The 25391-nt window shown below is 63.7% G+C and carries 22 protein-coding genes and 2 pseudogenes; 10 read left to right on the top strand and 14 right to left on the bottom strand.

From position 1 onward, the window contains the following. Positions 1-321 precede the first annotated feature (321 nt). From C0617_RS00605 to C0617_RS00595, 3 genes are read left to right on the top strand one after another with little or no spacing between them, the layout of a single operon-like run. On the top strand, positions 322-717 hold the full coding sequence (locus C0617_RS00605; protein ID WP_291315081.1) for a hypothetical protein: 396 nt from the start codon (positions 322-324) through the stop codon (positions 715-717). A 21-nt stretch (positions 718-738) separates the two neighbouring features. Further along, positions 739-1134: a response regulator gene (locus C0617_RS00600; protein WP_291315080.1), complete on the top strand. Its 396-nt coding sequence runs from the start codon at positions 739-741 to the stop codon at positions 1132-1134. Between the two features lie 6 nt (positions 1135-1140). Then, positions 1141-3276: an EAL domain-containing protein gene (locus C0617_RS00595; protein WP_291315079.1), complete on the top strand. Its 2136-nt coding sequence runs from the start codon at positions 1141-1143 to the stop codon at positions 3274-3276. A gap of 36 nt (positions 3277-3312) precedes the next feature. Here C0617_RS00595 and C0617_RS00590 read toward each other — a convergent pair whose 3' ends face one another. Further along, entirely contained in the window at positions 3313-5184 is a 1872-nt protein-coding gene (locus tag C0617_RS00590) for a PAS domain S-box protein (protein ID WP_291315078.1), read from the bottom strand. Between the two features lie 173 nt (positions 5185-5357). Here C0617_RS00590 and C0617_RS00585 point away from each other — a divergent pair, with 173 nt between their 5' ends. Further along, positions 5358-5795 (top strand): Hsp20/alpha crystallin family protein, encoded by a 438-nt coding sequence (locus C0617_RS00585; protein ID WP_291315077.1) that lies wholly within the window; start codon positions 5358-5360, stop codon positions 5793-5795. Positions 5796-5840: 45 nt separating this feature from the next. Here C0617_RS00585 and C0617_RS00580 read toward each other — a convergent pair whose 3' ends face one another. Beyond that, positions 5841-6959, bottom strand: coding sequence for a mechanosensitive ion channel family protein (locus tag C0617_RS00580; protein WP_291315076.1), 1119 nt, complete (start codon positions 6957-6959; stop codon positions 5841-5843). Positions 6960-7133: 174 nt separating this feature from the next. Here C0617_RS00580 and acnA point away from each other — a divergent pair, with 174 nt between their 5' ends. Beyond that, positions 7134-9812 (top strand): aconitate hydratase AcnA, encoded by a 2679-nt coding sequence (acnA, locus tag C0617_RS00575; protein WP_291315075.1) that lies wholly within the window; start codon positions 7134-7136, stop codon positions 9810-9812. A gap of 111 nt (positions 9813-9923) precedes the next feature. Here the strand turns inward: acnA and C0617_RS00570 are convergent, their stop codons facing one another. The 5 genes from C0617_RS00570 to C0617_RS00550 form a co-directional block, all read right to left on the bottom strand. After that, entirely contained in the window at positions 9924-10472 is a 549-nt protein-coding gene (locus C0617_RS00570) for a thermonuclease family protein (RefSeq protein WP_291315074.1), read from the bottom strand. Further along, positions 10469-10894, bottom strand: a complete 426-nt coding sequence (locus tag C0617_RS00565) for a hypothetical protein (protein ID WP_291315073.1) — start codon at positions 10892-10894, stop codon at positions 10469-10471. Before C0617_RS00565 ends, C0617_RS00570 begins: the two co-directional genes overlap by 4 nt. Before the next feature lie 83 nt (positions 10895-10977). After that, positions 10978-11796: an ATP-dependent sacrificial sulfur transferase LarE gene (gene larE / locus C0617_RS00560; protein ID WP_291315072.1), complete on the bottom strand. Its 819-nt coding sequence runs from the start codon at positions 11794-11796 to the stop codon at positions 10978-10980. Between the two features lie 54 nt (positions 11797-11850). Further along, positions 11851-12771: a cysteine synthase A gene (gene cysK, locus C0617_RS00555; RefSeq protein ID WP_291315071.1), complete on the bottom strand. Its 921-nt coding sequence runs from the start codon at positions 12769-12771 to the stop codon at positions 11851-11853. Between the two features lie 75 nt (positions 12772-12846). Next, complete coding sequence (locus C0617_RS00550) at positions 12847-13314, bottom strand: Rrf2 family transcriptional regulator (protein ID WP_291315070.1); 468 nt, start codon at positions 13312-13314, stop codon at positions 12847-12849. Positions 13315-13452: 138 nt separating this feature from the next. On the opposite strand from C0617_RS00550, the gene C0617_RS00545 reads away from it, so the two are divergent. From C0617_RS00545 to C0617_RS00535, 3 genes are all read left to right on the top strand, one after another. Continuing rightward, a complete protein-coding gene (locus C0617_RS00545) occupies positions 13453-13956 on the top strand; it encodes a flavin reductase (RefSeq protein ID WP_291315069.1) in 504 nt (167 codons plus the stop codon). After that, positions 13953-15107: a redoxin domain-containing protein gene (locus C0617_RS00540; RefSeq protein WP_291315068.1), complete on the top strand. Its 1155-nt coding sequence runs from the start codon at positions 13953-13955 to the stop codon at positions 15105-15107. Before C0617_RS00545 ends, C0617_RS00540 begins: the two co-directional genes overlap by 4 nt. A 93-nt stretch (positions 15108-15200) precedes the next feature. Continuing rightward, on the top strand, positions 15201-15605 hold the full coding sequence (locus tag C0617_RS00535) for a DUF4332 domain-containing protein (RefSeq protein WP_291315067.1): 405 nt from the start codon (positions 15201-15203) through the stop codon (positions 15603-15605). A gap of 273 nt (positions 15606-15878) precedes the next feature. Here C0617_RS00535 and C0617_RS00530 read toward each other — a convergent pair whose 3' ends face one another. The 3 genes from C0617_RS00530 to C0617_RS00520 form a co-directional block, all read right to left on the bottom strand. Beyond that, positions 15879-16307: a peptidylprolyl isomerase gene (locus C0617_RS00530; protein ID WP_291315066.1), complete on the bottom strand. Its 429-nt coding sequence runs from the start codon at positions 16305-16307 to the stop codon at positions 15879-15881. A gap of 103 nt (positions 16308-16410) precedes the next feature. Continuing rightward, positions 16411-17679 carry a diaminopimelate decarboxylase gene (gene lysA / locus C0617_RS00525; RefSeq protein ID WP_291315065.1) on the bottom strand — a complete coding sequence of 423 codons (1269 nt, stop codon included), beginning with the start codon at positions 17677-17679 and terminating at the stop codon, positions 16411-16413. A 108-nt stretch (positions 17680-17787) separates the two neighbouring features. Next, entirely contained in the window at positions 17788-18249 is a 462-nt protein-coding gene (locus tag C0617_RS00520) for an Lrp/AsnC family transcriptional regulator (protein WP_291315064.1), read from the bottom strand. 159 nt (positions 18250-18408) lie between these two features. Here C0617_RS00520 and C0617_RS00515 point away from each other — a divergent pair, with 159 nt between their 5' ends. Further along, on the top strand, positions 18409-19641 hold the full coding sequence (locus C0617_RS00515) for an MFS transporter (protein WP_291315063.1): 1233 nt from the start codon (positions 18409-18411) through the stop codon (positions 19639-19641). 285 nt (positions 19642-19926) lie between these two features. Here the strand turns inward: C0617_RS00515 and C0617_RS00510 are convergent, their stop codons facing one another. Further along, on the bottom strand, positions 19927-20679 hold the full coding sequence (locus tag C0617_RS00510; protein ID WP_291315062.1) for a DUF1847 domain-containing protein: 753 nt from the start codon (positions 20677-20679) through the stop codon (positions 19927-19929). Positions 20680-20899: 220 nt separating this feature from the next. On the opposite strand from C0617_RS00510, the gene C0617_RS00505 reads away from it, so the two are divergent. Beyond that, positions 20900-21070, top strand: coding sequence for a hypothetical protein (locus tag C0617_RS00505; protein ID WP_291315061.1), 171 nt, complete (start codon positions 20900-20902; stop codon positions 21068-21070). Positions 21071-21121: 51 nt separating this feature from the next. On the opposite strand, the gene C0617_RS00500 is transcribed toward C0617_RS00505, so the two are convergent. The 3 genes and pseudogenes from C0617_RS00500 to C0617_RS00490 all read right to left on the bottom strand — a co-directional run. Beyond that, positions 21122-23734, bottom strand: a complete 2613-nt coding sequence (locus C0617_RS00500) for a PEP/pyruvate-binding domain-containing protein (RefSeq protein WP_291315060.1) — start codon at positions 23732-23734, stop codon at positions 21122-21124. 186 nt (positions 23735-23920) lie between these two features. Then, positions 23921-24561, bottom strand: a pseudogene (locus tag C0617_RS00495) (glutamate dehydrogenase); the annotation flags it as partial. A gap of 1 nt (position 24562) precedes the next feature. Next, positions 24563-25263 (bottom strand): annotated as a pseudogene (locus C0617_RS00490) (Glu/Leu/Phe/Val dehydrogenase dimerization domain-containing protein); the annotation flags it as partial. Positions 25264-25391: the final 128 nt, after the last annotated feature.

Here is a 25391-nt window from a genome sequence, read left to right as displayed (position 1 = left end):
AAAAGCAGTCCAGGTTGTGGCTCTTCTTTTTAATGAAACGACTCTCCCTTAAGGGGGGCGGGGCCACCTTCCGCGGGAGGTTGCAGGGGGGCGAGGTGCTCGCCTGGGCGTATCATTAAGAAACATCGGGGCCAGTTGCGTCTTTGGTTGTATCTCTTCGGGCGGAACCCCCTCCTCCTGTCCTCCGCATCCCCCCCCAGTTTTCCGCCTTCCGAAGCCTCTCCTCTTTTTTGGCATCATAAATGCTTTTTTTTACCACTCTGTTGGTGCCGGGCCGGATTCCACTTTTCCACCTCTGTCGCGCCGACCAGGAGGGTACTGATGGCCCCAGGGCATGTACTTGTCGTCGATGCGTTCCCCTATCCGGGGAGCGTCAAGACAGTCCTCTTTTTTCTCGACCTCGCTGACTTCCAGGTGACCTATTTCAGGGGGCTGGAGGAGGCGGTGAACTGGATATCCCTTTGTCGGGAGGACTCGACCGGTGCCCATCTGCTGGTGATCAGTCAGGCCTCTCTGGCCGAGGAGAATGCCCTGTTGTATGAGCAGGTCGAGAGAGTTGCACAAACACTCCCGGTAATTGCCGTGAAACTGCCCGAAGGGGAGGAGCCCCATGCGGGCCCTGATCGTTTCGAGGCTGTTCCCAGCGTCAGGCCCTGCCGACCCGATGAATTCCTCGCATGCGTGAAGCGATGTTTCGAAAACAGCTCCCGGTCATAGGAACGAGAGAAGGATATAAGAGTGTCGAGCAGGGAAAAGAAGAGAGTCCTCATCGTCGATGACCAGCCGGAGATACGGCGCCTGGCCGGGTTCGCCTTTACCGCCCCGGAGGTGTGCCTTTTCCATGCCGAAGACGGAAGCGGGGCGATCGAGGAGGCGAGAAGGAAAAAGCCCGACCTGGTCGTTCTCGATGTCATGATGCCGGAAAAAGACGGTTTCGAGGTCGCCCGGATCCTGAAAGACGATCCCGCAACCTCGTCGTGCAAGATCATCATCATGACGGCGAAAAGCGGGGAGAACGAAAGGGCGGTGGCTCTCGACTCCGGTGCCGACGATTTTGTCAATAAGCCCTTCAGGATCTCTGAACTGCGGGAGAAGGGGAAGAAGCTGCTGGGTGAACCGGATGGGTGGGACTGAACCGCGGTGATATCTCAAGACATCCACATCCTCCTCGTCGAAGATTCGGCCAGCCAGGCCGAGATGATCCGCCAGGCGGTCGAATCGTGCGGGACCCAACCGATGCGGGTCAGTGTCGCGACCTCTCTTGCGCAGGCCCGTTCCCGCCTTGCCGATTCGGTCCCCGACCTGGTCATTGCCGATCTGGTGCTGCCCGACGGGAGGGGGACGAAGCTTCTGCCCGAAGACCCCGACCAGGCGCCCTATCCGGTCGTGATCCTGACCGGGGCCGGCGATGAAGCGGAGGCCGTTCAGGCGATGAGGGACGGGGCCCTCGACTACGTCGTCAAGAGCGAAAACACCCTGGCGGAGTTGCCCGCCATCGTCGCCCGCACCATGGGCCGGTGGCTCCTCAAGCTCCAGGACCGCAGGGCCCGGGAAGAGTCCCGCAAGGATAAGGAGTTCCTCCAGGCGGTGATCGACGGGGTCCAGGACCCGATCATGGTCATCGCTCCCGATTTCCGCGTTCTTCTGATGAACGCGGCGGCGGCCGCCCACCTCCCCGAATCGACCCCGTCCGACGGGGATCTTTTCTGCTACCAGGTTTCCCACCATTCTCAGCACCCCTGCCATGGGGAGGCCCATCCCTGTCCCCTTGACACGGTCCGCAAGAGCGGGGAGGCGGCCCGGGTAATCCATCACCACTTTTTAGGCGACGGCGAGCGGCGGATTTTCGAAGTGGAGGCCTCCCCCCTGTGGAACGATGACGGCACCCTGCGGGGGGTCATCGAGTCTTCTCGCGACATTACTGAACGCCTTCAGGTGGAAGCCCTTCTCGAGGAAAACGACAAGTGGCTGCAGCATCTGGCCTTTCACGACCCCCTGACCGGCCTGCCCAACCGGGCCCTCCTCCGGGACCGCTTGAAGCAGGCAATGGGCAAGGCGCGCCGCCAGGAGCGGAAGGTCGCCCTCCTCTTTCTCGACCTCGACCGGTTCAAGAACATCAACGATTCCCTCGGGCATCCCGCCGGAGACCGGTTGCTGATGAAGGTTGCCGAACGCCTGCGGGGGTGCGTCCGCGAGGCCGACACGGTCGCCCGGCAGGGCGGTGACGAATTCCTCGTCGTTCTCGAGGGGGTCGAGAACGCAGGGGGGGCAGCTGAGGTGGCCCGGAAGATCCTGCGGGCGTTGGCCGGGGAGTTCGTCCTGGAGGGGCACAAGCTTTTCATTACCACGAGCATCGGAATCAGTCTCTTCCCTGATGACGGGGAGAGCCTGGACGCCCTGCTGAAAAACTCCGATATCGCCATGTACCATGCCAAGGCCCAGGGGCGGAACACGTACCAGTTTTACGCCCCGACCCTGAACGTTCGAACCGAGGAGTCGCTGGTGATGGAGGCAAGTCTCCGCGCGGGTCTGGAGGAAGACCAGTTCCTGCTCCACTACCAGCCGCAGCACGACCTGGAGACGGGCGCGATCGTCGGCGTGGAGGCGCTGCTTCGCTGGGAGCACTCGACTCGGGGCCTTGTCCCCCCGGGCGATTTCATCCCCCTGGCCGAAGAGACGGGCCTGATCGTCCCCCTCGGTGAGTGGGTGCTGGAACGCGCCTGCAGCCAGGCCAGGGCCTGGCAGGACGCCGGTTCGCCGCCCGTCAGAATGGCAGTCAATATCTCCCCCCGCCAGTTTCGCGGGGCTCGCTTCGTCGAGCGGGTCGAGCGCGTCCTCGGACAGACGGGACTCGACCCCGAGCTGCTGGAACTGGAGATCACCGAAGGGCTCCTCATGGAGGACGTGCAGGGGGCCATCGCGACCCTCGGTGCCCTCAAGGCGATGGGGGTGCACCTTTCGATCGACGACTTCGGAACGGGCTACTCGTCCCTCAGCTACCTGAAGCGCTTTCCCATATCCAAACTGAAAATCGACCGTTCTTTCGTGGCAGAGATCGCCGTCAACCCGGACGACGCTGCGATCGCCGCGTCGATTATCGCCCTTGCGCGTAATCTGAGGCTCGATGTGATCGCCGAGGGGGTGGAGACGAAGGAGCAGGTGGGGGTGCTGCTTGAGAAGGGGTGCCGGCAGGGGCAGGGGTTTCTCTTCTGCCGGCCTCTGCCGGCCGGGGAGGTCGCGGGCCTGATGACCGCGGAGGTCGCGGCGGGGATCTGACGGGGCCTCGGGCGGGGCTTTCCGAGAAAAAATCCTTCAGTCGGCCATCTCTACCCAGAAGGTGCAGCCCCCGCCGGGGGTTTCCTTCACCCAGGCCCGGCCCTCGTGGAGCCGGGCTATTTTCTGCACGATGGAAAGGCCGATGCCGGTTCCCGGCTGCCCGTCCCCCGTCGTGCCCCGGAAGAAGGGCTCGAAAATGCGGTCCCGCTCAGCCTCGGGGATGCCCCGGCCGTGGTCGCGGACGAAATAGCGGACCCGGCCGTCGCTGCGGGTCCCGCCGATCTCGATACCGTTCCCACCCTCAACGCCGTAACGCAGGGCGTTTCCGATCAGGTTCTCGAAGATCTGCTGGAGGAGGGTTTTCGGAATCCGCGCCGCCGGCAGGCTCTTCGTTTCGATCCTGGCGCCCGCCTGGGCGATGCGGCTGCCGAGCCGGGTCAGGACCTCCCGCACCACTTCCTCCGCGTCGACCGGCTCGGCGGGCCGCTCCAGCCTGCCCACTTTGGCCAGGCCGAGCAGGTCTTCCATCAGGGCCATCATCTTGCGCCCCTCGGCCGTGATCGTCTTCAGTAGGCCAAGCCCTTCGGCATCGAGCCGGTCCCGGTATCTCTCCTGCAACACCTCGGCGAAGCCGATGATCGGGGTGAGGGGGGTGCGCAGGTCGTGGGAGACGGTGTAGGCGAAGGCCTCCAGCTCCCGGTTTGCCTCCTTCAGCCTCTCCTCGGCGGCTCTGCGCTGGCTGATGTTGAAGACGATGCTGATGGAGGTCTGCAGGCAGCCCTGCTCATCGAAGACCTTGGTGGTGGAGAGATCGCCCCAGAAAACGCTGCCGTCGCTGCGCACGTAGCGCTTTTCCATGCGGAAGGTGGGTCGTATGCCGGACAGAGCCTCGTCGAGGACTTTCCGGCTCTCCTCCCGGTCCTCGGGATGGGTGAATTCGAGGGGCGAGTGGCCGATGACTTCCTCCCGGCTGCGGCCGAGCATCTCCAGCCAGCGGTCGTTCACCTCAATCATGAGCCCCTTCTCGTTGGTGGCGACCACCCCGGCGGCCATGTTGTCGAACATCGCCCGGATCCGGTTCTCGCTGAGGCGCTGGGCCTCCTCGGCGTGCTTGCGCTCGGTGATGTCCCGGCCTTCGGGAACGAGCAGGACCACCCGGCCGTCCTCGTCCCGGACCGGCTGGATGGAGATGTCGAGGTGGAAATGCTTTCCCCGCGGCGAGGGGTGGGAGGACTCGAAGCGTGCGAATTCCCCTCCGGCGGCCTTTTCGATGGCCTTCCGCAGCCGCTGCTGAAGCTCGGGGGAGTGGGTCCACCAGACTGTCTCCCAGAAGGGTCTGCCGAGGACATCGTCCGGTTCTGCGCCGATGGCCTTCAGGGCCGTCCGGTTGATCTTGATGAGCGTCCCGTCCGGTTCAAGCAGGCCCATGTACTGGTAGGCCCGGTCGAAAATGACCCCGAGCAGCCGTTCGTTTTCCTTCAGGGCGACCTCGGCCCGACGCCTTCGGGTGACGTGGCCCCATTCCCGTACCGCCCGGTCGATGATCTGCCCCATGTTCGCGAGGGTCTGGGGCGATTTGACCACGTAGTCCAGGGCGCCGGCCTTGAGGGTCTCCACCGCAGCTTCCTCGCTCCCCTGGCCGGTGAGGATCACCACGGGGCAGGGCAGGGGGTGGGGGCAGTTCTGCAGCAGGTCCGATCCCCGGCCGTCGGGCAGGTGCATGTCGATGACGGCCAGGTCGGGGGGGAATGAGGCGATCAGTCTCTGGGCCTCGGCCAGGCCTCTCGCCTCGGTCAGGGCAACGGGACGGGGTCCCTTCGCCAGGGCGCCGCGGATAAGGTCCGTGTGGGTGGGGGAGTCCTCGACGAGGAGGATGCGCAGGGGAGGATTGGGAGGGTCAGTATTCATGGTTTTGAGATGATAAATGAAAAAGCCTGAACCATCAATGCTTTTGTGGGGATGAAGAGATGCCCGCTAAAGGTTCGTGGGGGGCAAAGGTCCTTTCCGCCCGAAACATTTCGCGGTATATTGAAAAGCGTTGTGCAGCCGAGCGGGGGAGATTCAGTGAGGGAGGTGTCGTCATGGCCGAGGTGGAGTGGGATCCGATGAGCGAACTGTCCGCGATGCAGGAGCAGATGAACCGGCTGTTCGAGATGAGCCGCAGCCGGGCCTCGGGCGAGCCTCAGGAAGAGGGGATCTGGCAGCCGCCGGTGGACATCTACGAGGATGAGCACGAGGTGGTGGTCAAGATGGAACTGCCCGAGGTACAACAACGGGACATCGACGTTCACATCGAGGACCAACTGCTGATCATCGAGGGAGAGCGCAAACTGGAGCGGGAGGAGAACAAGCTAAACTACCACCGTATCGAGCGGTGCTACGGCCCTTTCCGCCGGTCCTTCTCTCTGCCGGCTACGGTGTCTCAGGACCGGGTTCGCGCCAACTGCGAAATGGGGGTGCTCAAGGTGGTCCTCCCCAAAAAGGCCGTGCCCGATCCCCGGCAGATCGAGGTGAAGTGATTCGAGGTCTGTGTTAGAAGGGCGGGGACGCATCCCCGCCTTTTTTTATGCCTTCGCGCCCGATGCCGCCGGCAGTTCTTCCTGCTCCCCGCCGCGCAGATAGATGCTGCGGCTGGGGAAGGCGATCTCCATCCCCAGCCCGTCGATAATGTCCATGATCCTCAGGCAGACGTCCTGTCGGGCCTCGAGGTATTCTCCCCAGACCGTTGTCGTGGTGAAGCAGTAGACGAGGATGTCGAGAGAGCTGGGGCCGAAGTCGGTGAAGTTGACCAGCATGAACTCCTGGTGGATCGCCGGGTGTTCCTTCAGCATGGCGCGGATGTCGTCCACCGCCCGGCGCATCTGCGCCGGGGAACTCTCGTAGGTGACGCCGACGGTCATCTTGATGCGCCGCTTCGGCATGCGGCTGAAGTTGTTGATTTCCGTGTTGGCGATGACGTTGTTGGGGACGCTGATCAGGGTCTTGGAAAAGGTGCGGATCTTTGTGGAGCGGAAGCCGACCTCCTCCACGACTCCCTCCATCTCGCCGGCCTTGATCCAGTCGCCGATGTGGAAGGGGCGGTCCAGGATGATCATGATCGAGCCGAAGATGTTGGAGAGGGTGTCCTTGGCGGCGAGAGCGACGGCGAGGCCGCCGATGCCGAGGGAGGCGAGCAGGCCGCTGATCGAGTAGCCGAGGTTCTGGACTGTCATGATGAAGGCCAGAAAGACAATGAAGACCCGCAGGCTCTTGCGGATGAAGGGGAGCAGGTGGTCGTCCAGGGTCGACTCGGTGCGGGTTACCCACTGGGCGAGGTAGGCCTCGAGCAGGGCGACCATGTTTAAGAGGAACCAGGCGACGTCGAAGGTGACCAGGACCTTGAGGACCGCGCCGGCGAAGCGGTGCAGATCCATCGGCTCGCTCGGCAGATGCAGCACCTGGACCGCCACGAACAATCCGGCGATCACCACCATGAACCCGGCCGGGTTTTTCACCCCTTGCAAAAACTGGTCGTCGTAGCGGTTGGATGTCTTCTGCGCCAGGGGGGCGACCACCCGGTCGTAGAAGTGGGAAAAGACCCTTTTCAGGACAAGGGAAAGGATGAGGATGGCGAAGGCGGCGGCGAAGCGGCCGAGGCTGATGCCGAGAAAGGTCTCCCGCAGCAGCGTCTCAAGGGTGTCCATGCATTGTCCTCCTGGGAACCGGTTGCCCATCTATTAGCAAAATCGGGCAATTATGGCAAGGGTGGCGTGACGGGCCGGGCTGGCGGCGGCCTCCATTTCTGCTAGAATTTGATTCGGAACCGGCAGAAAGACTGGTGATATCCCCCCTTCGCCTCCCTTTCGAAAGGATGGGACATGAAATGGACCGGAAAGGACAGCCTGAAGACCCGCCGCAGCCTGAGCGCGGGGGACAGGGAATACGACTACTTCAGCCTGGAGGCCGCGTCAAAGGCGGGGCTCGGCGACCTGTCCCGACTCCCCTTCACCCTGCGGGTGCTGCTGGAGAACCTGCTGCGCTTCGAGGACGGGGAGACGGTGACGGTGGAGGACGTCCGCGCCGTGGCCGACTGGCTGGTGGAACGGCGCTCCGACCACGAGATCGCCTTCCGCCCGGCGCGGGTGCTGATGCAGGACTTCACCGGGGTGCCGGCGGTGGTCGATCTTGCGGCGATGCGCGACGCGGTGGCGAGGGCCGGCGGCGACCCGCGGATGATCAACCCGCAGATCCCCGTCGACCTGGTCATCGATCACTCGGTGATGGTCGACAAGTACGCCATGCCCGAAGCGTTCGCTCATAACGTCGAGAGGGAGATGGAGCGCAACCGCGAGCGCTACGCCTTTCTGCGCTGGGGCCAGCTCGCCTTCGACAATTTCCGCGTCGTCCCTCCGGGGACCGGCATCTGCCACCAGGTCAACCTCGAGTACCTCGCCCGCACCGTCTGGTGCGAGGAGCGCGAGGGCAGGAGTCTCGCCTATCCCGACACCCTGGTCGGCACCGACAGCCACACGACGATGATCAACGGCCTGGCCGTGCTCGGCTGGGGGGTCGGCGGGATCGAGGCCGAGGCGGCGATGCTCGGCCAGCCGGTCTCGATGATCATCCCCGAGGTGGTCGGTTTCCGCATGACCGGCGCCCTTCGCGAGGGGGTCACCGCCACCGACCTGGTGCTGACGGTGACCGAGATGCTGCGCTCCTTCGGGGTGGTCGGCAAGTTCGTTGAATTCTTCGGGACCGGTCTCGGCCGGCTGCCACTGGCCGACCGGGCGACCATCGGCAACATGTCGCCCGAGTACGGCGCCACCTGCGGCTGGTTTCCCGTCGACGGGGTGACCCTCGACTACCTGCGCCTTTCCGGCCGCGACGACGCCACCGTCGCCCTGGTCGAAGCCTATGCCAGGGCGCAGGGCCTGTGGCGCTCCGACGACACACCTGATCCCCATTTCACGGACGTGGTGGAACTCGACCTCTCCACGGTCAAGCCGAGCCTGGCCGGCCCGAAAAGGCCCCAGGACCGGGTTGACCTCGAGACGATGAAACAGGCCACCGAAGCGGCGATCCCGGAGGGCGATGGCGATAAAAGCGTGCCGGTCGCCGGCTCCGATTACCGTCTCAAACAGGGGGACGTGGTAATCTCGGCGATCACTTCCTGCACCAACACCTCCAACCCGGCGGTGATGATGGGTGCGGGGCTGCTCGCCAAAAAGGCGGTGGAGAAAGGGCTGAGGCGCAAGCCGTGGGTCAAGACCTCCATGGCGCCCGGCTCCAAAGTGGTCACCGACTACCTCGAGAAGGCCGGCCTGCAGGGCTATCTCGACCGGCTCGGCTACAACGTGGTCGGCTACGGCTGCACCACCTGCATCGGCAACTCGGGCCCCCTGAACGGCCCTGTCGCCGACGCCATCGCCGAGGGCGACCTGACGGTCTGCTCGGTCCTCTCCGGCAACCGCAACTTCGAGGGGCGCGTTCATTCCCAGACCCGGGCCAACTGGCTCGCCTCGCCCCCGCTGGTCGTCGCCTTCGGCCTGGCCGGCACCACGCGCATCGACCTGACCCGCGAGCCCCTCGGACAGGACCCGGAGGGCAGCGACGTCTACCTGCGGGACATCTGGCCGAGCGATGCCGAGATCGCCGAACTGGTGAAACTCGTCTCGGCGGGCATGTTCCGCGAGAAGTACGCCGACGTCTTCAGCGGGGAGGAAAGCTGGCGCACCCTGCCGGTGCCCGAGGGCGAGACCTACGCCTGGGAGCCGGAGTCGACCTACGTCAAGGAGCCGTCCTTTTTCGCCCTCAGGGAGCCTTCTGAAGCCGGCCTGACGGGCTTCGCCGGCGCGCGCGTCCTGGCCCTGCTCGGCGACTCAATTACCACCGACCACATCTCGCCGGCCGGGGCGATCCTGGCGAGCAGCCCGGCCGGGGTCTACCTGCGGGAGCGGGGCATCGGCCCCGCCGATTTCAATTCCTACGGGTCGCGGCGGGGCAACCACGAGGTGATGATGAGGGGCACTTTTGCCAACATCCGCCTGCGCAACGAGATGGTGCCGGGGACGGAGGGGGGCATGACCCGGCATATCCCCAGCGGCGAGGAGATGAGCATTTTCGACGCGGCGATGCACTATGCGCAGGAGGAAAAGCCCCTTGTGATCGTCGCCGGTAAGGAATACGGCACCGGTTCCAGCCGCGACTGGGCCGCTAAGGGGACGCTGCTGTTGGGGGTGAAAGCTGTTCTCGCCGAGAGCTTCGAGCGGATCCACCGCTCCAACCTCATCGGCATGAGGGTGCTCCCGCTGCAGTTCCGAAAAGGGGAGAGCCGCAAAACCCTTGCCCTCGACGGAAGCGAGACCTTCGACCTGGCCGGTCAGGACGGCCCGCTCCTGCCGGGGCAGGATCTGCGCCTGAACATCTTCCGGACCGACGGCCGCAGCGAGGAGATCACCGTCACCTGTCGCCTCGACACCGCCAACGAGATCGCCTACTACCGCTACGGGGGAATCCTCAATTACGTTCTTTACAGGCTGCTGAAGGGAGGCGTTTAGCAAAGGCGGGCGGGCTGCGCCGAAATCTCGAAGCGGGAGGACGGCCAACGGGATTGCCGGCTTTTCCCCGGCATGCGAAACGCAAAGCCCTGCCGCGCCGGCAGGGCTTTGCTATCTTTTCCACAGGCCGGTGCCTTCCTTTCGGGCCTGCGCCTCGGCCCGGAGAAAGTCGTCCTTGAGGCGGAAGCCGAAGCGCCGGTAGACCACGGCCAGCCCCTTTTGGAGCAGCAGGCGGTTGAGCAGGCGGCCGTCTGGGAGGGTTACGTAGGCGAGAAGACGGTCGTGACGGTCGCGCTTTTCCCGGTCGAATTCGAGGCGGACGGTATTCCCCTTGGCGGTGGCGATGTTGAACTGCAGGGCCTGCCGGTAGCCCCGGCGCAGGGTTTCGGAAGAGATGTCGAACTTCTCCCGGAAGAAGCGGTCGCGGCCGGAAGCTTCACGCTCCGGGGTGTCGATGCCGATCAGGCGCACCTTTCCGGCACCCTCCACCTCCAGGGTGTCGCCGTCGTAGACCCAGGTGACCCTGCCGGTGATCTGTTCGGTGTCGGCCCCGGCGCAGCCGGCGAGCAGGAGAAGGGCGAGGAGAAGGGCGAGGAGAAAGAGGATAAGCGGGGTGATGGACGGGGCAGGGTGGGGGAGGGGCGGTCGGGGCGATTTCATCCCCGCCCCCACATCATGCGGGTGAAGAGGCCGGTGAAAAACCCCCAAATGCCGTTGAACATCAGGACGAAGAGGGGGGTGAGGGCGCCCAGGCCGAGGCCGAGGGTGCCGAAGGGGGTGTGGTAGGGGAAGACGTAGTAGAGTTGCACCGCAGAGGGGAGCAGGCTGATCCAGAGGCCCTTGCGAACCCAGCGGCGCCGGTGGCGCGGGGAGGCGACGACGAAGAAGTAGGCCAGTCCCCACACGCCGCCCCAGACCAGGCGCGGGTAGAGCCAGGTCTTGGTGAGTTCGGGGGTCATGGCCACCCCGGCGGTGGTGGTCAGCCCCCAGCTTCCGGCGAGCCAGGCGGCCAGGCTGTTGGCCAGGGCGCCGAGAAGTCCGGCAAAGAAGCAGACGGCAAACAGAGCACCCTTACGCTGCATGTCCCCTCCCAGGTGAAAACAGTGCAATGCATCTGTGTATCTCTTATCCCGCCCGGCCCCCCCCGGCGTGCTTCCCGGAGCGGTCAGGCGAGGGTTTCGTTCATGCTCCCGGTGCGGTAGCCCTCCAGGTCAACCGAGACGTAGGCGAAGCCGGCTTCCTTGAAATCCCGAACCAGTTTCGCTCGCAAGGATTCCTCAAGGAGCCGGGGCATCTCCTCGGCGCAGACCTCGATGCGGGCCGAATCGCCGTGGGAGCGGACCCGGTAGTTGGCGAAGCCCATCGCCCTCAGAAGGTCCTCGCAGCGCTCCACCCGGGCCAGCCCCGCTTGGGACAGGGGGGTTCCGTAGGGGAAGCGGGACGCCAGGCAGGCGAAGGGCTGTTTGTCTTGGGTGGGGAGATCCATCCGGCGGCTGAGGGCGCGAATCTCCTCTTTGCACAGGGCGGCTTCGAGCAGGGGGGAACGGACTCCCAGTTCACGAACGGCCTCGTGCCCGGGGCGGTAGTCTTCGAGGTCGTCCGTGTTGGAGCCGTCGACAAGGACTGCATCTCCGTTCTGCCGGGCCGTCTCCAGCAAACGGGTGAAAAGGGTCCGTTTGCAGTGATAGCAGCGTCGGGGGCCGTTCTCTACCAGCCCGGGCTCTTTCAGCCAGGGGATCTCCACCAGGACCTGGCGAACTCCAAGAGTGGATGCCAGGGCCCGGCTCTCCTCGAGTTCCCAGCGGGGGAAGAGGGGAGAGACCGCAGTGAGGGCCAGGACGTTTCCAGGGCCGAGTTCTCCCCGTGCGGCCCCCAGTAAAAAGCTGGAGTCGAGTCCCCCGGAAAAGGCGACCGCCACCCGGGTCATCTCGGCCAGGGCCGTGCCGAGCTTTTGAGCCTTGGCGGCGAGGGGCGTGCCGGTCAATGCGCGTCTCTTCTCCGAGAGGGGGATGGAGCCAACTCCATCCCCGGGGGAAAATCAGTCGTATATGCCCGTCGACAGGTAGCGCTCGCCGGTGTCGCAGAGGACGGTGACCAGGTTCTTGCCGGGGCCGAGGTCCTTGGCCACCTTGAGTGCGGCGAAAATGTTGGCGCCGGCGGAGATGCCGGTGAAAATGCCCTCCTCCCTGGCCAGGCGGCGGGCGGTGCTCATCGCCTCGTCGTTGGTGACGGTGATGACTTCCCCGTAGATCGTCGTGTCGAGGACGTCGGGCACGAATCCGGCCCCGATGCCCTGGATCTGATGGGGCCCCGGGTCTCCGCCGGAGAGGACGGGGGAGTCGGCGGGTTCCACGGCGACGATGCGGACCGCCGGGTTGTGGGCCTTGAGGACGTGGCCCACCCCGGTGATGGTGCCGCCGGTGCCTACCCCCGCGACGAAGGCGTCCACCTTGCCGTCCAGGGCCTGGAGGATCTCCGGGCCGGTGGTCTGCTCGTGGACGCGGGGGTTGGCGGGGTTCTTGAACTGCTGGGGCAGGTAACACATTTTCTTGCGGACGATCTCCTCGGCCGCATCGATGGCGCCGCGCATGCCCTGGGAACCTGGCGTTAGGACCAGTTCCGCCCCGTAGGCCCCGAGAAGCCTGCGGCGCTCCTGGCTCATGGTGTCGGGCATTGTCAGAACCAGTTTGTAGCCCTTGACGGCGCAGACCAGGGAGAGGCCGATCCCGGTGTTGCCGCTGGTCGGCTCGACAATTGTGTCGCCCGGCTTGAGAAGACCGTCCTTCTCCGCCTGCTCGATCATGGCGAGGGCGATGCGGTCCTTGATGCTGCCACCGGGGTTGGTTCCCTCCATTTTGCCCCATACGGTGGCAGATCCCTCCTCGGTAAGGGCGTTGAGCCGCACGAGGGGGGTGTTGCCTACCTGGCCGATGGAATTGTCACTGATGGTGGTCGGCATGAGAACCTCTCTTTAAAAAGTTGAGTCCGGTTCGGGTGGGGCGCCCAGGCCTGAGGGCGCGGTCGGAGATGTGGGCTAAATGAAATACATGAAGCGGTGATCCAGTTCCTTTTCCAGCCCCAGCCCTTTCGCATCCTCGCAGAGATCCTTGAGGGTGATCTTTTCAAAATACTCGTTGAGGCGGCGACTGGCCTCGACCCAGATCTTCTGGGTCACGCACTGGTTGATGAAGTCGCACTGGCTCTTGCAGTCCTCCGGGGCCTTGGCACACTCAACCAGGGCCAACTCGCCCTCGGCCGCCAGGATGATCTCCTGGACCGTGATCTCGTCCGGTTTTTTTGCCAGGAAGTAGCCCCCCTGCGGGCCCCGCTTGCTCTTCAGCAGACCGCCTTTCTTCAGGTCCTGAAAGATCTGCTCCAGGTAGCGGGGCGAGATCTCCTGGCGGCGGGAGATGTCTTTGATCTGGGACGGGAGGGTGCCCGAATGGTAAGCCATGTCAAAGAGTGCACGAACCCCGTAGCGGCCTTTGGTCGATAGTTTCATAGGTAATAATCCTCCAAACTGTTCGTTTTGGTATTATTTAAAAGTCCACGAAAGGTGTCAAGAATTATTTAACGTTTTCCTTGAGAATCTCGCCTTTTGGATTAAAGTTGAAGACAGATTTTACTTCGGAGGCAGGATATGACGGCGTCGATTTGTCCCCCGGTTCACTCCTCGTCCCTCGCTCCCGCCTGGGTGACCTTCAAACTGCACTCGGGGCGGCCGGCGGTTGTGGCTGCCGCCTGGGTGGGACTTGTCGGGACCCGTCCCGTCATGCTTTCGGCGGGAATCAGGCCCGGGACGACGGTCGATCCCCTTTGGAGGGGAGAGCCCTTCGCCCTCAACTTTCCCGGCCGCGACTGGCCGGGGGATCCTTCCTTGGAGGGGAGTTGCCCGGCCCGCGGGCCCTGCCCGGTTCCCTCCGATGTGAACTGGTGCACCGGACCCGGCACCGGCGTTCCCCTGCTCGAGGGGTGCCCGGTCCGCCTCGAGTGCCTCGGCGGCACCCTGCACAGCCGGTACGGCCAGCAGGTGCTCTGCGGGGAAGTGGTTTTCCTGCACCTGCCCGATTCTGTCGGTCTGCGCACCCTTCCTTCCGGCCTGGGTCCCTTCGCGCCCTTTGCCTCCGCTGGCCCCTACCCGTGAGTCGCCGGGCGGGTGGCCCTCCGGCCGGAGAGATTTCCTCGGCTAGGGCTTTTCGTTGCTTCGGCAGAGTCCTGTTTGCCCTGCTTTTCCTCCTGCTCGGCACTGCCCTGTCCGCCGCCGAAAACGCCCGCTACCTGCGGGTCGGAGAGCCCTTCCCCGAGGAGCCTCTTCCCATGCCCGACGCCCAGGCCGATCGGGCTTATCTCGGGCTGAGAGGGGGGGAGAGCTTCACCCTCAGCCAGGTCGGGGCCGAACTGGTCCTGGTGGAAATTCTCAATACTCACTGCTCTCATTGCCAGAAGCAGACCCTTCCTTTCAACCGTCTTTTCGAACTCATCGAAAAAGATCCCCGGACCCGGGGGCGCATCAAGATGCTCGCCGTGGCCGTCGGCAACGTGGGGGCGGAAGTGGAGGACTTTCGGGACATCTACGAGGTTCCCTTTCCCGTCCTCGCCGATCCTCGTTTCGCTCTCCACCGGGCCCTGGGGGGAAGCCCGACTCCATTTGCCGCCTATGTCCGGTTCGAACCCGGGGGCGGGGCGGGCCTCGTCGCCGGGACTCACCTCGGCGCCAACAGCCGATACCGGCGCCTGTTCGAAGAGTTGCTGGGATTGCTGGAGCAGGACCTGTCTTTTCTGCGCCGGCGCGGCCCGCAGGGTAATGCGCTCGTTCGCGTGGAGCCGATCGTCTCCGAGGAGGGGATGGAGACCACGGTGCGCGCCGCTTTTGCGACTTTAGGCGCCCCGGTAAAAGCCTTCAGGCGGGTCGCCCTGCCCAGCGGGCGCAGGGTCTATGCCGCCTTCGTCGGAGGGGAGGGCGGGGAACGGCGCTTCTTCGCCGAGGCGATCAGCCGGCCCTCGGTCTGCGATCTTTGCCACGACGTGCATTTCGTCTACCTTTTCGACACGGCGGGCGAGGTGCTCGGCTTCATCCCCCTGCTGTTGACCAAGTACGGCAACGTTCACTGGGACGATTCCGATATCGCAAAGCTCCGCGGGCGAATGGTGGGCCAGAGCCTGAACCGGCCTCCGCTCTTCCACCCCGAGGTCGATGCCGTGACCACGGCGACCATCACCTCCGCCCTAATTTTCGACAGCTTGGGCCAGGGGAGGAAACTGCTGGCCGAGTTGCGCCAGGAGGGCTTGCTTTGATTTGCGGTCGAAAGGGTTTTCGCCTGTAAATCAAGGCATTGGTGGTATAATTGCGTCAGGTTGGGTGTTCTTTCGAACGAATGGAGGCTCAAAATGACGACCTTGACCAAGATCGAAGGAGTGGGCGAATCATACGCCCAGAAGCTCAGGAAAGCAGGCATCCTGTCCACCGAGGCCCTGCTTGATAGGGGGGCTTCCCGGCACGGACGCAAGGAAATTGCAGAAAAATCGGGACTTTCCGAATCGATGATCCTGCATTGGGTCAACATCGTGGACCTGTTTCGGATCAAGGGGGTCAGCGAGGAATATGCCGACCTTCTGGAGGCGGCGGGAGTCGATACCGTTCCCGAACTGGGCCAACGCAACGCAGAGCATCTGTTCCAGAAACTGCAGGCGATCAACCAAGAGAAGAAACTGGTGCGGCGGCTGCCGACCCAGGGCCAGGTAGAGGACTGGATTCATCAGGCCCAGAACCTGCCCCGTCGGATCACCCATTAATCGAGGCGCTGTCTTCACCGAACATGCAACGCGCCACCCAACCATCCCCCTGATTGCACATCAGACGCCGGCCGAAAGGGCGGCGTTTTTCTTTTGAAAGACACCCGCGAACGAGGTTGTGGGCAACCGGGGCACTTTTAAGCCAGCCGGACCATTACCGCCGCCCGCAGGAGGGGAAACGAAGAAGTCGTTTGGCTCGGAAAAGGGAAAGGCAGCCCTCCCTGCAACAGGGGGGGGCTGCCTTGAGGTTCCTTCTTCTCTCTTCGGGGCGGGTCAGGCGACTTCGACAAGTTCGATTTCGAAAGTCAGGTCCTTGCCCGCAAGGGGGTGATTGGCGTCGAGGGTCACTTTCTCTTCGTCGGTGGCCTTGACTTCCACCACCAGGGGGGGGCCGTCGTTGTTGGGGATCTCGAAGTGCTGCCCGACTTCGGGGGAGACCCCTTCGGGAAACTGGCCGCGCTCGACTTCCATGACCATCTCCTCCCGGTACGGGCCGTAGGCGTTTTCCGACGGGATGGTGACCGTTTTGCTCTCCCCGAGGGACATGCCGAGGACCGCCTCGTCGAAGCCCTGAATCAGCTGGCCTCCGCCGACCTCGAATTCCATCGGGTCGCCCTGTCGAGAGCTGTCGAAGACCGTCCCATCGTCGAGCTTGCCGGTGTAATGGACCTTGGCGGTATCTCCGCTCTTGATCTGAGCCATGAGTTCTCCTTTGGATTCGGGTTGATGTGTTTTTCACCGTAACAAATCCCTATGCAGAATGGGGATTTTTTTCGTAAAGCGGGGTTTCCCCGAGGCTCTTTTTCTAGGCGCCGGAGGGGCTGAAGGCGTCCTGGGTGAATTCCTGGGTGGCCATGTAGTCCTCCACCGTCTCGGCCCGGCGGATCAGTTCGACGCTGCCGTCGATCCGCAGCAGAAGTTCCATCGGGCGCAGGCGGCCGTTGTATTGGAAGCCCATGGCGTGACCGTGGGCGCCGCTGTCGTGGATCGCCAACAGGTCACCCTCGTCGATCGGGGGCAGTTCGCGCTGCACGGCGAACTTGTCGTTGTTCTCGCACAGGGAGCCGACCACGTCGTAGAGCTCGCTTTTGGACGCCCCCTCTTTGCCAATGACGTCGATGTGATGATAGGCCTCGTACAGGGCCGGGCGCATCAGGGCGCTCATGCAGGCGTCGACGCCGATGTACTTGCGATAGGTGTCCTTGTGGTTGATGGCAGCGGTCACCAGGCAGCCGTGGGGGCCGGCCATGTAGCGGCCGCTCTCCATCACCATCGCCGGGGCGTAGCCGTGCTTCGCTTTGAAGGCGTCGAACAGGGCGGTGATCTCCTTGCTCATGGCGTCGACGTCGAGCGGTTGCTGGTCGGGCTGGTAGGGGATGCCGAAGCCGCCGCCGATGTTGACGAACTCGAAGCGGATGCCGAGCTCGGTCTCAACCATCTCGGCGATCTCCAGAACCATGCGGGCGGTTTCGACCATGTAGCTGTAGTCGAGTTCGTTGGAGGCGACCATGGTGTGCAGGCCGAAGCGTTTGGCGCCGCGCTCCTGCGCCCTGCGGTAGGCCTCGACCACCTGTTCGTGGGTGACGCCGTACTTCGCCTCGACCGGGTTGCCGATGATCACGTTGCCGGTGCGCCGCGGGCCCGGGTTGTAGCGGAAGCAGACCAGTTCCGGGAAGTTCGGCACCTTGTCGATAAGGGTGATGTCGTCGAGGTTGAGAATGCAGCCGCCATCCTGCTCGGCGAAGCGGAATTCTTCCTGGTCGGTGTTGTTCGAGGTGAACATGATGTCTTCGGCCTTCGCGCCGAGTTGGCGGCTCATGATCAACTCGGGGATCGACGAGCAGTCGAAGCCGAAGCCCATATCCTTCATGATTTCGAGGATGCGCAGGTTGGGCAGGGCCTTGACCGCGAAGTACTCGCGGAAGCCGTCGATGCCGGAAAAGGCCTTTTTCAGGTTCTCGCCGGTCTCGCGGATGCCGGCCTCGTCGTAGATGTGAAAGGGGGTGCCGTAGTGGGCGGCGATCTCCTCCGCCACTGGAAATAGGCGGTCCTTGAAGCTCTGGGACATGGGCATGGGACGGGTCTCCTGTTCTGGTTTTTGGTTTCAGGTTTTATATTGTAAGAGAAATTGTTCTCTCGAGATCTTTGCGCCTAATGGGGGTGCTGATCCGGGGAGATGAGCCTATCCGCCCGTCCCGTTGAGGGTGATCCGGCGCGTTTCCTTGAAGGTCGAAAGCACGATGTGGGTGCGGGTGCCGCGCACTCCCTTGATCAGGGTGAAGTTCTCGCGCAGCAGTTTGCCGAGGGCTTCGGCGCTGGCAACGCGAACCTTGACCAGGTAGCCGTCCTCTCCGGCGACCTGGTGCACCTCCTGGACCCCGGGGATGGCCGCCAGTTCGCCCGATACGCTGCCGTTGCCGGCGCGGTCGACATCGACCAGGACGAAGGCGGCCAGTTGCTGGCCGAAGTGGCCCGGGTTGAGCCGGACCTCGTAGCCCTCGATGATCCCCCGCTCCTCGAGCTTTCGGATGCGCTCCAGAACTGCCGAGGGGGCCATGCCGACCCGGCGCGCCACTTCGGCGTTGGGAATGCGGGCCTTTTCCTGAAGAATGTGCAGTATCTGCAAGTCGATTTCGTCAAGCATTCGAAAATAACTCCTTGAGGGAGAATGATATTCTTGTTTGAGCTTTCTGTCAAGTCCGTTCGTCAGAAGGCGGGGGTTCCTGGGGACGATTGTTCGGGGCCGGGTTTTCCTGGTCATCACGGGGGATTTCGGCCATCATGGTCCTTCTGGAGGACTGCCATGGCACCACTGACCCTGTTGCGCGTTTTTCTTCCCTTCTCTCTCGGCTACTTCCTCTCCTACTTGTACCGCACGGTCAATGCGGTCATCGCCCCCGACCTGGTGCGCGACGTCGGGCTCGACCCGGCCGGCCTCGGCCTGCTTACCTCCGCCTACTTCCTCTTCTTTGCCGCCTTTCAGCTCCCCCTCGGGGTGCTTCTCGACCGCTTTGGGCCGCGCCGCGTGGAGGCGGCGCTGCTTCTTCTCGCCGCAGTCGGGGCCTTTGTCTTCGCCCGTGCAGAGACCTTCGCCGGTCTGATGCTCGGGCGGGCGCTCATCGGTCTCGGGGTCTCGGCTTGCCTGATGGCCGCCTTCAAGGCCTTCACTCTGTGGTTTCCCCCGGAGCGGCTTCCTCTCGTCAACGGGGTGCAGATGGTCTCCGGCGGCGTCGGCGCCCTGGCCGCAACAGCCCCCGTGGAGTTCGCCCTGCAGGTCACCGACTGGCGCGGGGTGTTCCTGGCCGTTGCCGCCCTGACCCTGCTCGCGGCGATTCTCGTCTTTCTGGTCGTCCCCGAGAAAGAGGGGCCGGGCGTCGGCGAGAGTCTGCGCGAGGCGATTTCGGGGATCGCCACCGTCCTCTCCGACCGCACTTTCCGGCGTATCGCCCCCTGGGCGGTCGCCGGCCAGGCCGCCTACCTCTCCATTCTCGGTCTCTGGTCCGGTCCCTGGCTGCGCGACGTCGCCGGTTACGGGCGGATGGAGGTGGCGGGAACTTTGATGGGGATCTCCCTGGCGATGATCGCCGGCTACTTCTCTTTCGGCGCCCTCGCCGACCGCCTCGGTCGCCGGGGAGTGAAGCCGATGCGCGTCGCGGCGGCCGGCATGGGCGCATTCATGGGGGTACAGTTCCTCCTTGTCCTGCAGCCGGCGGTCGGCACGGTTCCTCTGTGGCTGCTGTTCGGCTTTTGCGGCACCAGCTGCATCCTTCCCTACGCCGCCCTCTCACAGGGTTTCCCCCGGCACCTCGCCGGCCGCGCCAACACCGGCCTCAACCTGCCGGTGTTCGTGGCCGCCTTCGTCGCCCAGTGGGCAATCGGCGCCATCATCGGGCTCTGGCCCGAGACCGCGACCGGTGGGTACGACCCGGCCGGCTACCGTGCCGGGTTCGGGGTGGTGCTGGGGCTGCAGGGGCTGGCGGGGGGGTGGTACTGGGTGAGGGGGAAGGTAGATTCTAGTTCAAAGTGCACCACCTGAGCTAAAAGCAGGACATGACAGGGCTTCTGGTCTTTTCCCTTTCGTATCGGCCTCTCTGCGTTAAAGAGAAACTGATTTTCTTGGTCACCTTCGGTTGGGTTATGTTTCCGAAATAAAAAGGGCGGGTCTCGGACCCGCCCTTCTCATCTCCATGTCCCCATCCATGCTCATCTGCAAGGCGATGGCCGGTATCGCGCCCGTCGGTGATGCCGGTCGTCTTGACCTCCGGCGGTGCGGCGAGCGGGGTCGGGCCGCTGAGACCGGTGGCCCTCTTCGGGGTGTAGTTTATCCCTCCTCCTGGAGTTCGCAGACCTGGTCATCACTCAGCACCGGCTGCTTCTGCAGCCGCTTGTAGTAGAAATTCTGGCCGTACAGCACAGCCGCCGGGTTGTGGCCGGTGACCCGGTCCTTGACCACCAGGGTGGTGACCGGGGCCTCCGAGTTTTTGGCGAAGAGCATGTCGTGGCCTACGCAAAGGCCAACGATGATGTTCATGTCGGTCCCCTCCTGATTGAGGAGCTGGGCCTGGGCGATGGGGTTGCAGGCCGGCTCGAAGGTGCCGGGGCGCACCTTGTGTTCCTCGGCGATGCCAAGCCGGCGTTTGTCGATGCTTCCGGCCTTGCAGCAGACCGAGAAGGGTTCCAGCCCCTGGGCCGAGAGGATGGCGCTGAGGCGCTCGGTTTCATCGAGCAGGCCGATGCAGGTAGCGATACCGATCTTGCGGTAGTTCATGAGCTTGGCCAGGGCGACCGTATCCTCCACCCGGTTCCACCGGGCGTTGACTGCATCGGAGCCTGGCACCGGCTGGTAGCAGAGGCCCTCGACCACGGCGGCGACCCGTGCCAGCTTGGCGTCCTCGTCGTTTCCGGTGTATTTTTGGAAGGAATCGTCGATGATCTCGCTCTTCCGCTCCGAGGGGCAGTAGCCGGGCCGCGGCGGACGGGCTGCCGGGTCGCTCCAGCAGTTGGTGGTGCCCTCCTTCGCCCACATGGCGCTGCAGCGGGAGCAGGCGAGGGGGGTCGTTTTGCCCTTGCTCATGGCGTATTCTCCTGTCGGGGGGGGGAATGATTAACCGAATTCCATTCTGTCTTCTGTTGGGGGAAAAATCAAGGGCGGGGTTTGTCGGGGGCGCTCAGGGGGGAGGGGGTGTGTTTATGGCGGCCTTGCGCCGGGAGGATAACGACCTAGACTTGAAGGTAAAGGGAGGGTCGGCCCATGGGGCCGGCCCTCGTTCACCCGCAGTCAAGGGGAGGTAGCCATGGTCCAGATCGACTTGAACTCCGAGGAACAGAAGATCCTGATCGACACCCTCAACAACGACATCTCCAACCTGGGAATGGAGATCGCCGGCACCGACCTGCTGGACTACCGGGAGATGCTCAAGGAGCGCAGGGAGACCCTCGCCAAGGTCCTGATGGCCTTGCAGTAGATCCTCGATGCCGGGCGGAAGAGGGGATCGTCCTTCTTCGGCCGGCAGGGGTCAGTTCTGTTCCGGCAGGGGAGCGCCGCCCCGGTAGCAGAGCAGGGCCTGGGTCACCACGTCGGCCACGAGGAGCAGTCGTTCCTCCTCGACTCGGTAGGCCTTCACGACGTTCTTGAAGTGGCTGCTGGCGGGCATGAGGGGTTCCAGGCTGTTCGGCAGGCTTTTCAGCCACTTTTCGTTGAAATGGCAGCTTTTGTTTTCCGGGAAAACGGCCAGATAAAAGATGTCGGCCTCGACCAGGTCCTGGAAGAAGTGGGAGCCGTAGGAGAGTTCCGGCATGAGGCCGCCGGCGCTGAAGGCCACCTCGCCCAGGGCGGTGATGTTGCTGATTTCGGAGAAGGTCACCGGAACCCCCAGGTTCGGGGTGGAGGTGCCCCAGCGGCCGGGACCGAGGAGCATCGTGGGGCTCTTTTGGCGGTCGGCGATCCGCTTGTTCAGGCGGCCCACCAGGCGGGCGACCTCGTACTTCTGGGAGAGGGCCAGGCGGGTGTACTCCTCCGGATCCACCCAGATCACCCACTTGAGGGGCTGGGAGATGTTGCCTCCCATGAAATTCCCCTCCGAGCGGATAAGGACGTTTTTCGCCTCGACCCTTTCGGGGATCTGGACCTTTTTCCGCTGGCCCTTGGTCTGGAGGGGGCGGCACTGCAGGACGTTGATCTTGGGGCTGCCGTCGGTGGCGAAGTTGACGGTGAACTCCACGTCCACGGGGTAGCCGTAGGCCGTCTCGATGGTCTTGAGCATGTTGCGGAGCAGGCCGGTGAAGCCCTCGTCGGAGAGCAGTTCGTCGAATGTCAGCAGCCAGACCTCCTGTCCCTTGCGGCCCCGCGCCGCCAGTTTTTGCATCGTTTCACGGTCCTTGATCCCGAACCGCTCCAGGCGCAGGTCGAGCCCGTCGTTGGCCAGGCTCAGAATGGAGACGGTCTGGACGGCGTTGTCCTCGAGATTGATCAGGGCGATGTCTCTCTGGGCAAAGCGGCGGGTGTCCTCGAAGCCTTTGTGGGGCTTTTTCAGGGGGGCGTCGAGGGCGACGATGCGCGGGTAGTCTCCCTCCACCCGGTCAACCGCCCGGGTGCCCAGGCCGTAGACCAGTCGCAGCATCCCCGCCTTCGGGTCCATGTCCTTGTCCCAGACGAAGGTGTTGTGCGACACCCCCACCCCGGCCAGCTCGGGAAAGTAGTAGTGCTTGCGGTAGGCTCCTGAGACCCTTTGGACGAGCAGGGCCATCTGCTCGTCATGTTTGTCCAGGCCCCGCTGGATTCGGTAGGTCAGGGCGTCCTCGCTCATGGTGCTGGCGAAGATCTTGCGCACCGCGTCGGCGAAGGCCTCGTAGCGCTGCTCGAGGGAGCCCTGGCTGGCGCAGAAAAAGCTGTCGTACTTGCCGGCGAAGGCGCTGCCGAAACTGTCCTCCAGCAGGGAACTGGAGCGGACGATGATCGGGTACTGGCCAAAGTATTCGAGCATCTGCCGGAAACCGGTGGCGACCATCTCGGGAAAGGTGCCGTGGAGCATCTTTTCTTTCAGCTCGGCGGCGGCCTCGAAGTAGCCTTCTTCGGTCTTCTGGCGCATGTACAGCTTCCACCAGCCGTTGTGGACGATATACGCGTAGTAGACGTTGGAGCCGACGAAAAAAGAGTCGTGGGTCTCCAGCAGAGTCTGCCAGTCGAGCTGGTGGTCTTTTTCCAGGATCCTTCGTGCCAGCAGCATGCCCACCGTCTTGCCGCCGATGAACCCCGTGCCGACCATGCGCGACTTGATGTTGAGCAGGTCCTCCAGGGAGAGGTGTTCGCGGGCCAGGGAGAGCATCCGCTCCTCGCGCCCGATGAGGTGATGGCAGAGGTGGCCGACCATGGCCTTCTGCTCGTCTTCGGCCGAAGCGCTCCGGTCGAGTTCCTCGGCCTGCAGGAAGAGGCGATGCCAGTGGTCGAGCTGGCGGCTGGCGCTGACCGAGTCGCGGCGGTGGATGTCGGTAAGGAGGTTGGTGGCGTCGTAGCTGTTGGCCAGAGGGGTGAAAACGTCTCCGTCCCTCAGGTGGGGCAGGAACATGGTGGGGGAGTTGCGCTGCCACACCTTGAGGGGGTGGATGTACATGTCTCCGGCACAGTTGTGGACGTCGAGAAGGACCTGGGTCGTCTCCCGGATGCGAGCGATGGTCTTGAAGGCGTGGCGGTCGCGGATGAGGGCGAAGTAGGCGACGGTGTCCAACTCGAACAGGTAGGGGCAGGTGACGCGAAAGAAGTTGCCGATCATGTGGTCGGTGGCCCAGGCGGACAGCAGTTCGGAGAGGCAGTCGAAGACGTAGAAGGTCTCCTTGCCCTCCTCGGTGATGATGGCGTGAATCCGGGTGGCGAAATGCTCGAAGCCCTGGCGGGGGTCGAGTTCGCAGGTGCGCACCCCTTCGATCTCCTCCAGCAGGGGCGCATGCTGACCGAAGCGCATGTAGACGACTTTCCTGCCGTCCTTCAGCGAACTTTCGACGAAGGGGCCGACAAAGTCACGGTAATCGTCGATGGAGTCGACCTTCCAGACCACGTTGTCGCCGATGCGGAGGCCGTCCAGAATGTCGTCCAGTCCCTGAAAGCCGGTCGTTACCCGTGCTGCTGCCATCATCCCGTCTCCTGTCCTTGTAGTGCCGCTTCCCCCGAGCGGGTTCTCGTACCCGCCCGGAAGGAAATCTGATCCCGCTTCATTCTAGCCCTGTTCCCGGGGAAAGCAAAGCCCTCCAAGCGGGTCGCTCGGAGGGCTTTGCTTGCGGGTCAGGCGATCAACATGTGCGTTCTGTTTCCGGTTCTCGCTCTAGATGACGCCCATGGCGACCATGGCGTTGGCCACCTTGATGAAACCGGCGATGTTGGCGCCGACGACGTAGTTGCCCGGTGCGCCGTACTCGAGGGCGGTTTCGTAGCAGTTCTGGTGGATGTTCTTCATGATCTGCTGCAGGCGTTTCTCGGTGTACTCGAAGTCCCAGGAGTCGCGGCTGGCGTTCTGCTGCATCTCCAGGGCCGAGGTGGCCACGCCGCCGGCATTGGCGGCCTTGCCGGGGCCGTAGGCGATGCCGGCCTCGAGGAAGACCTTGACCCCCTCGGGCGTGGTCGGCATGTTGGCCCCTTCGCCGACCGCGATGCAGCCGTTCTTGACCAGCAGGGCGGCGTCCTTGCCGTTGATCTCGTTCTGGGTCGCCGAGGGCATGGCGACCTGGCAGGGGACCTCCCAGATGTTCCCCTTGGCCACGTACTTGGCGTGCTTGCGGTAGCCGGTGTAGTCCTTGATGCGGCGGCGCTCCACTTCCTTGAGCTGCTGGACCAGCTCCAGGTCGATCCCCTTCTCGTCGTAGATGTAGCCGTTGGAGTCGGAGCAGGCGACGACCTTGCCGCCGAGCTGGTTGATCTTCTCGGTGGTGTAGATGGCCACGTTGCCCGAGCCGGAGACCGTGCAGANTCGAAACTGTCCTTGCGGGCCTTGAGCATCTCGTCGACGAAGAAGACCGCGCCGTAGCCGGTGGCCTCGGTGCGTACCAGGGAGCCGCCCCAGTCGAGGCCCTTGCCGGTCAGGATGCCCGCCTCGTAGCGGTTGGTGATACGCTTGTACTGGCCGAACATGTAGCCGATCTCCCGGCCGCCGACGCCGATGTCGCCTGCGGGGACGTCGGTGTATTCTCCGAGGTGGCGGTAGAGCTCGGTCATGAAGCTCTGGCAGAAGCGCATGATCTCGTCATCGGACTTGCCCTTGGGGTCGAAGTCGGAGCCGCCCTTGCCGCCGCCGATGGGCAGGCCGGTCAGGGAGTTCTTGAAAATCTGCTCGAAGCCGAGAAACTTGATGATGCCGAGGTAGACCGAGGGGTGGAAGCGCAGGCCGCCTTTGTAGGGGCCGAGGGCGCTGTTGAATTCGACCCGGAAGCCACGGTTGATCTGCACCTGGTTCTTGTCGTCCTGCCAGGGCACCCGAAAGATGATCTGACGCTCCGGCTCGCAGATCCTCTCGATGATCTTGTGGTGAGTGAACTCGGGGTTCTTCACCAGGACCGGTCCGAGAGATTCGAGAACCTCGCGAACGGCCTGGTGGAATTCGGTCTCGCCGGGGTTGCGCGCCAGGACTTCCTGGAAAATCGGTTCCACTTTTTCGTCGAGTTGGGCAGTCATACAGTCTTCCTCCTGTCTAAAAATTAGTCACCCTTGGAGCTCTGGTCGTTTTTCGTGAAAACGGGTGAGGCCTCTGGGCTGTTTCCCAGGACCTGCTTACAAGTTGGGTGCCATATGTTTAAAAAATA

Source organism: Desulfuromonas sp., from assembly GCF_002868845.1.
GTDB lineage: Bacteria > Desulfobacterota > Desulfuromonadia > Desulfuromonadales > BM501 > BM501.
This window is presented reverse-complemented; position numbering and strand designations above follow the sequence as displayed.

Coding starts and splice junctions, on each gene's coding strand:
- C0617_RS00590 (WP_291315078.1), bottom strand. CDS start 5,184: ATGAATACTGACCCTCCCAATCCTCCCCTGCGCATCCTCCTCGTCGAG.
- C0617_RS00545 (WP_291315069.1), top strand. CDS start 13,453: ATGACGGCGTCGATTTGTCCCCCGGTTCACTCCTCGTCCCTCGCTCCC.
- C0617_RS00515 (WP_291315063.1), top strand. CDS start 18,409: ATGGCACCACTGACCCTGTTGCGCGTTTTTCTTCCCTTCTCTCTCGGC.
- C0617_RS00585 (WP_291315077.1), top strand. CDS start 5,358: ATGGCCGAGGTGGAGTGGGATCCGATGAGCGAACTGTCCGCGATGCAG.
- acnA (WP_291315075.1), top strand. CDS start 7,134: ATGAAATGGACCGGAAAGGACAGCCTGAAGACCCGCCGCAGCCTGAGC.
- C0617_RS00520 (WP_291315064.1), bottom strand. CDS start 18,249: ATGCTTGACGAAATCGACTTGCAGATACTGCACATTCTTCAGGAAAAG.
- C0617_RS00530 (WP_291315066.1), bottom strand. CDS start 16,307: ATGGCTCAGATCAAGAGCGGAGATACCGCCAAGGTCCATTACACCGGC.
- C0617_RS00570 (WP_291315074.1), bottom strand. CDS start 10,472: ATGAAATCGCCCCGACCGCCCCTCCCCCACCCTGCCCCGTCCATCACC.
- C0617_RS00500 (WP_291315060.1), bottom strand. CDS start 23,734: ATGATGGCAGCAGCACGGGTAACGACCGGCTTTCAGGGACTGGACGAC.
- C0617_RS00605 (WP_291315081.1), top strand. CDS start 322: ATGGCCCCAGGGCATGTACTTGTCGTCGATGCGTTCCCCTATCCGGGG.
- C0617_RS00535 (WP_291315067.1), top strand. CDS start 15,201: ATGACGACCTTGACCAAGATCGAAGGAGTGGGCGAATCATACGCCCAG.
- C0617_RS00565 (WP_291315073.1), bottom strand. CDS start 10,894: ATGCAGCGTAAGGGTGCTCTGTTTGCCGTCTGCTTCTTTGCCGGACTT.
- C0617_RS00580 (WP_291315076.1), bottom strand. CDS start 6,959: ATGGACACCCTTGAGACGCTGCTGCGGGAGACCTTTCTCGGCATCAGC.
- C0617_RS00550 (WP_291315070.1), bottom strand. CDS start 13,314: ATGAAACTATCGACCAAAGGCCGCTACGGGGTTCGTGCACTCTTTGAC.
- C0617_RS00510 (WP_291315062.1), bottom strand. CDS start 20,679: ATGAGCAAGGGCAAAACGACCCCCCTCGCCTGCTCCCGCTGCAGCGCC.
- cysK (WP_291315071.1), bottom strand. CDS start 12,771: ATGCCGACCACCATCAGTGACAATTCCATCGGCCAGGTAGGCAACACC.
- lysA (WP_291315065.1), bottom strand. CDS start 17,679: ATGCCCATGTCCCAGAGCTTCAAGGACCGCCTATTTCCAGTGGCGGAG.
- C0617_RS00505 (WP_291315061.1), top strand. CDS start 20,900: ATGGTCCAGATCGACTTGAACTCCGAGGAACAGAAGATCCTGATCGAC.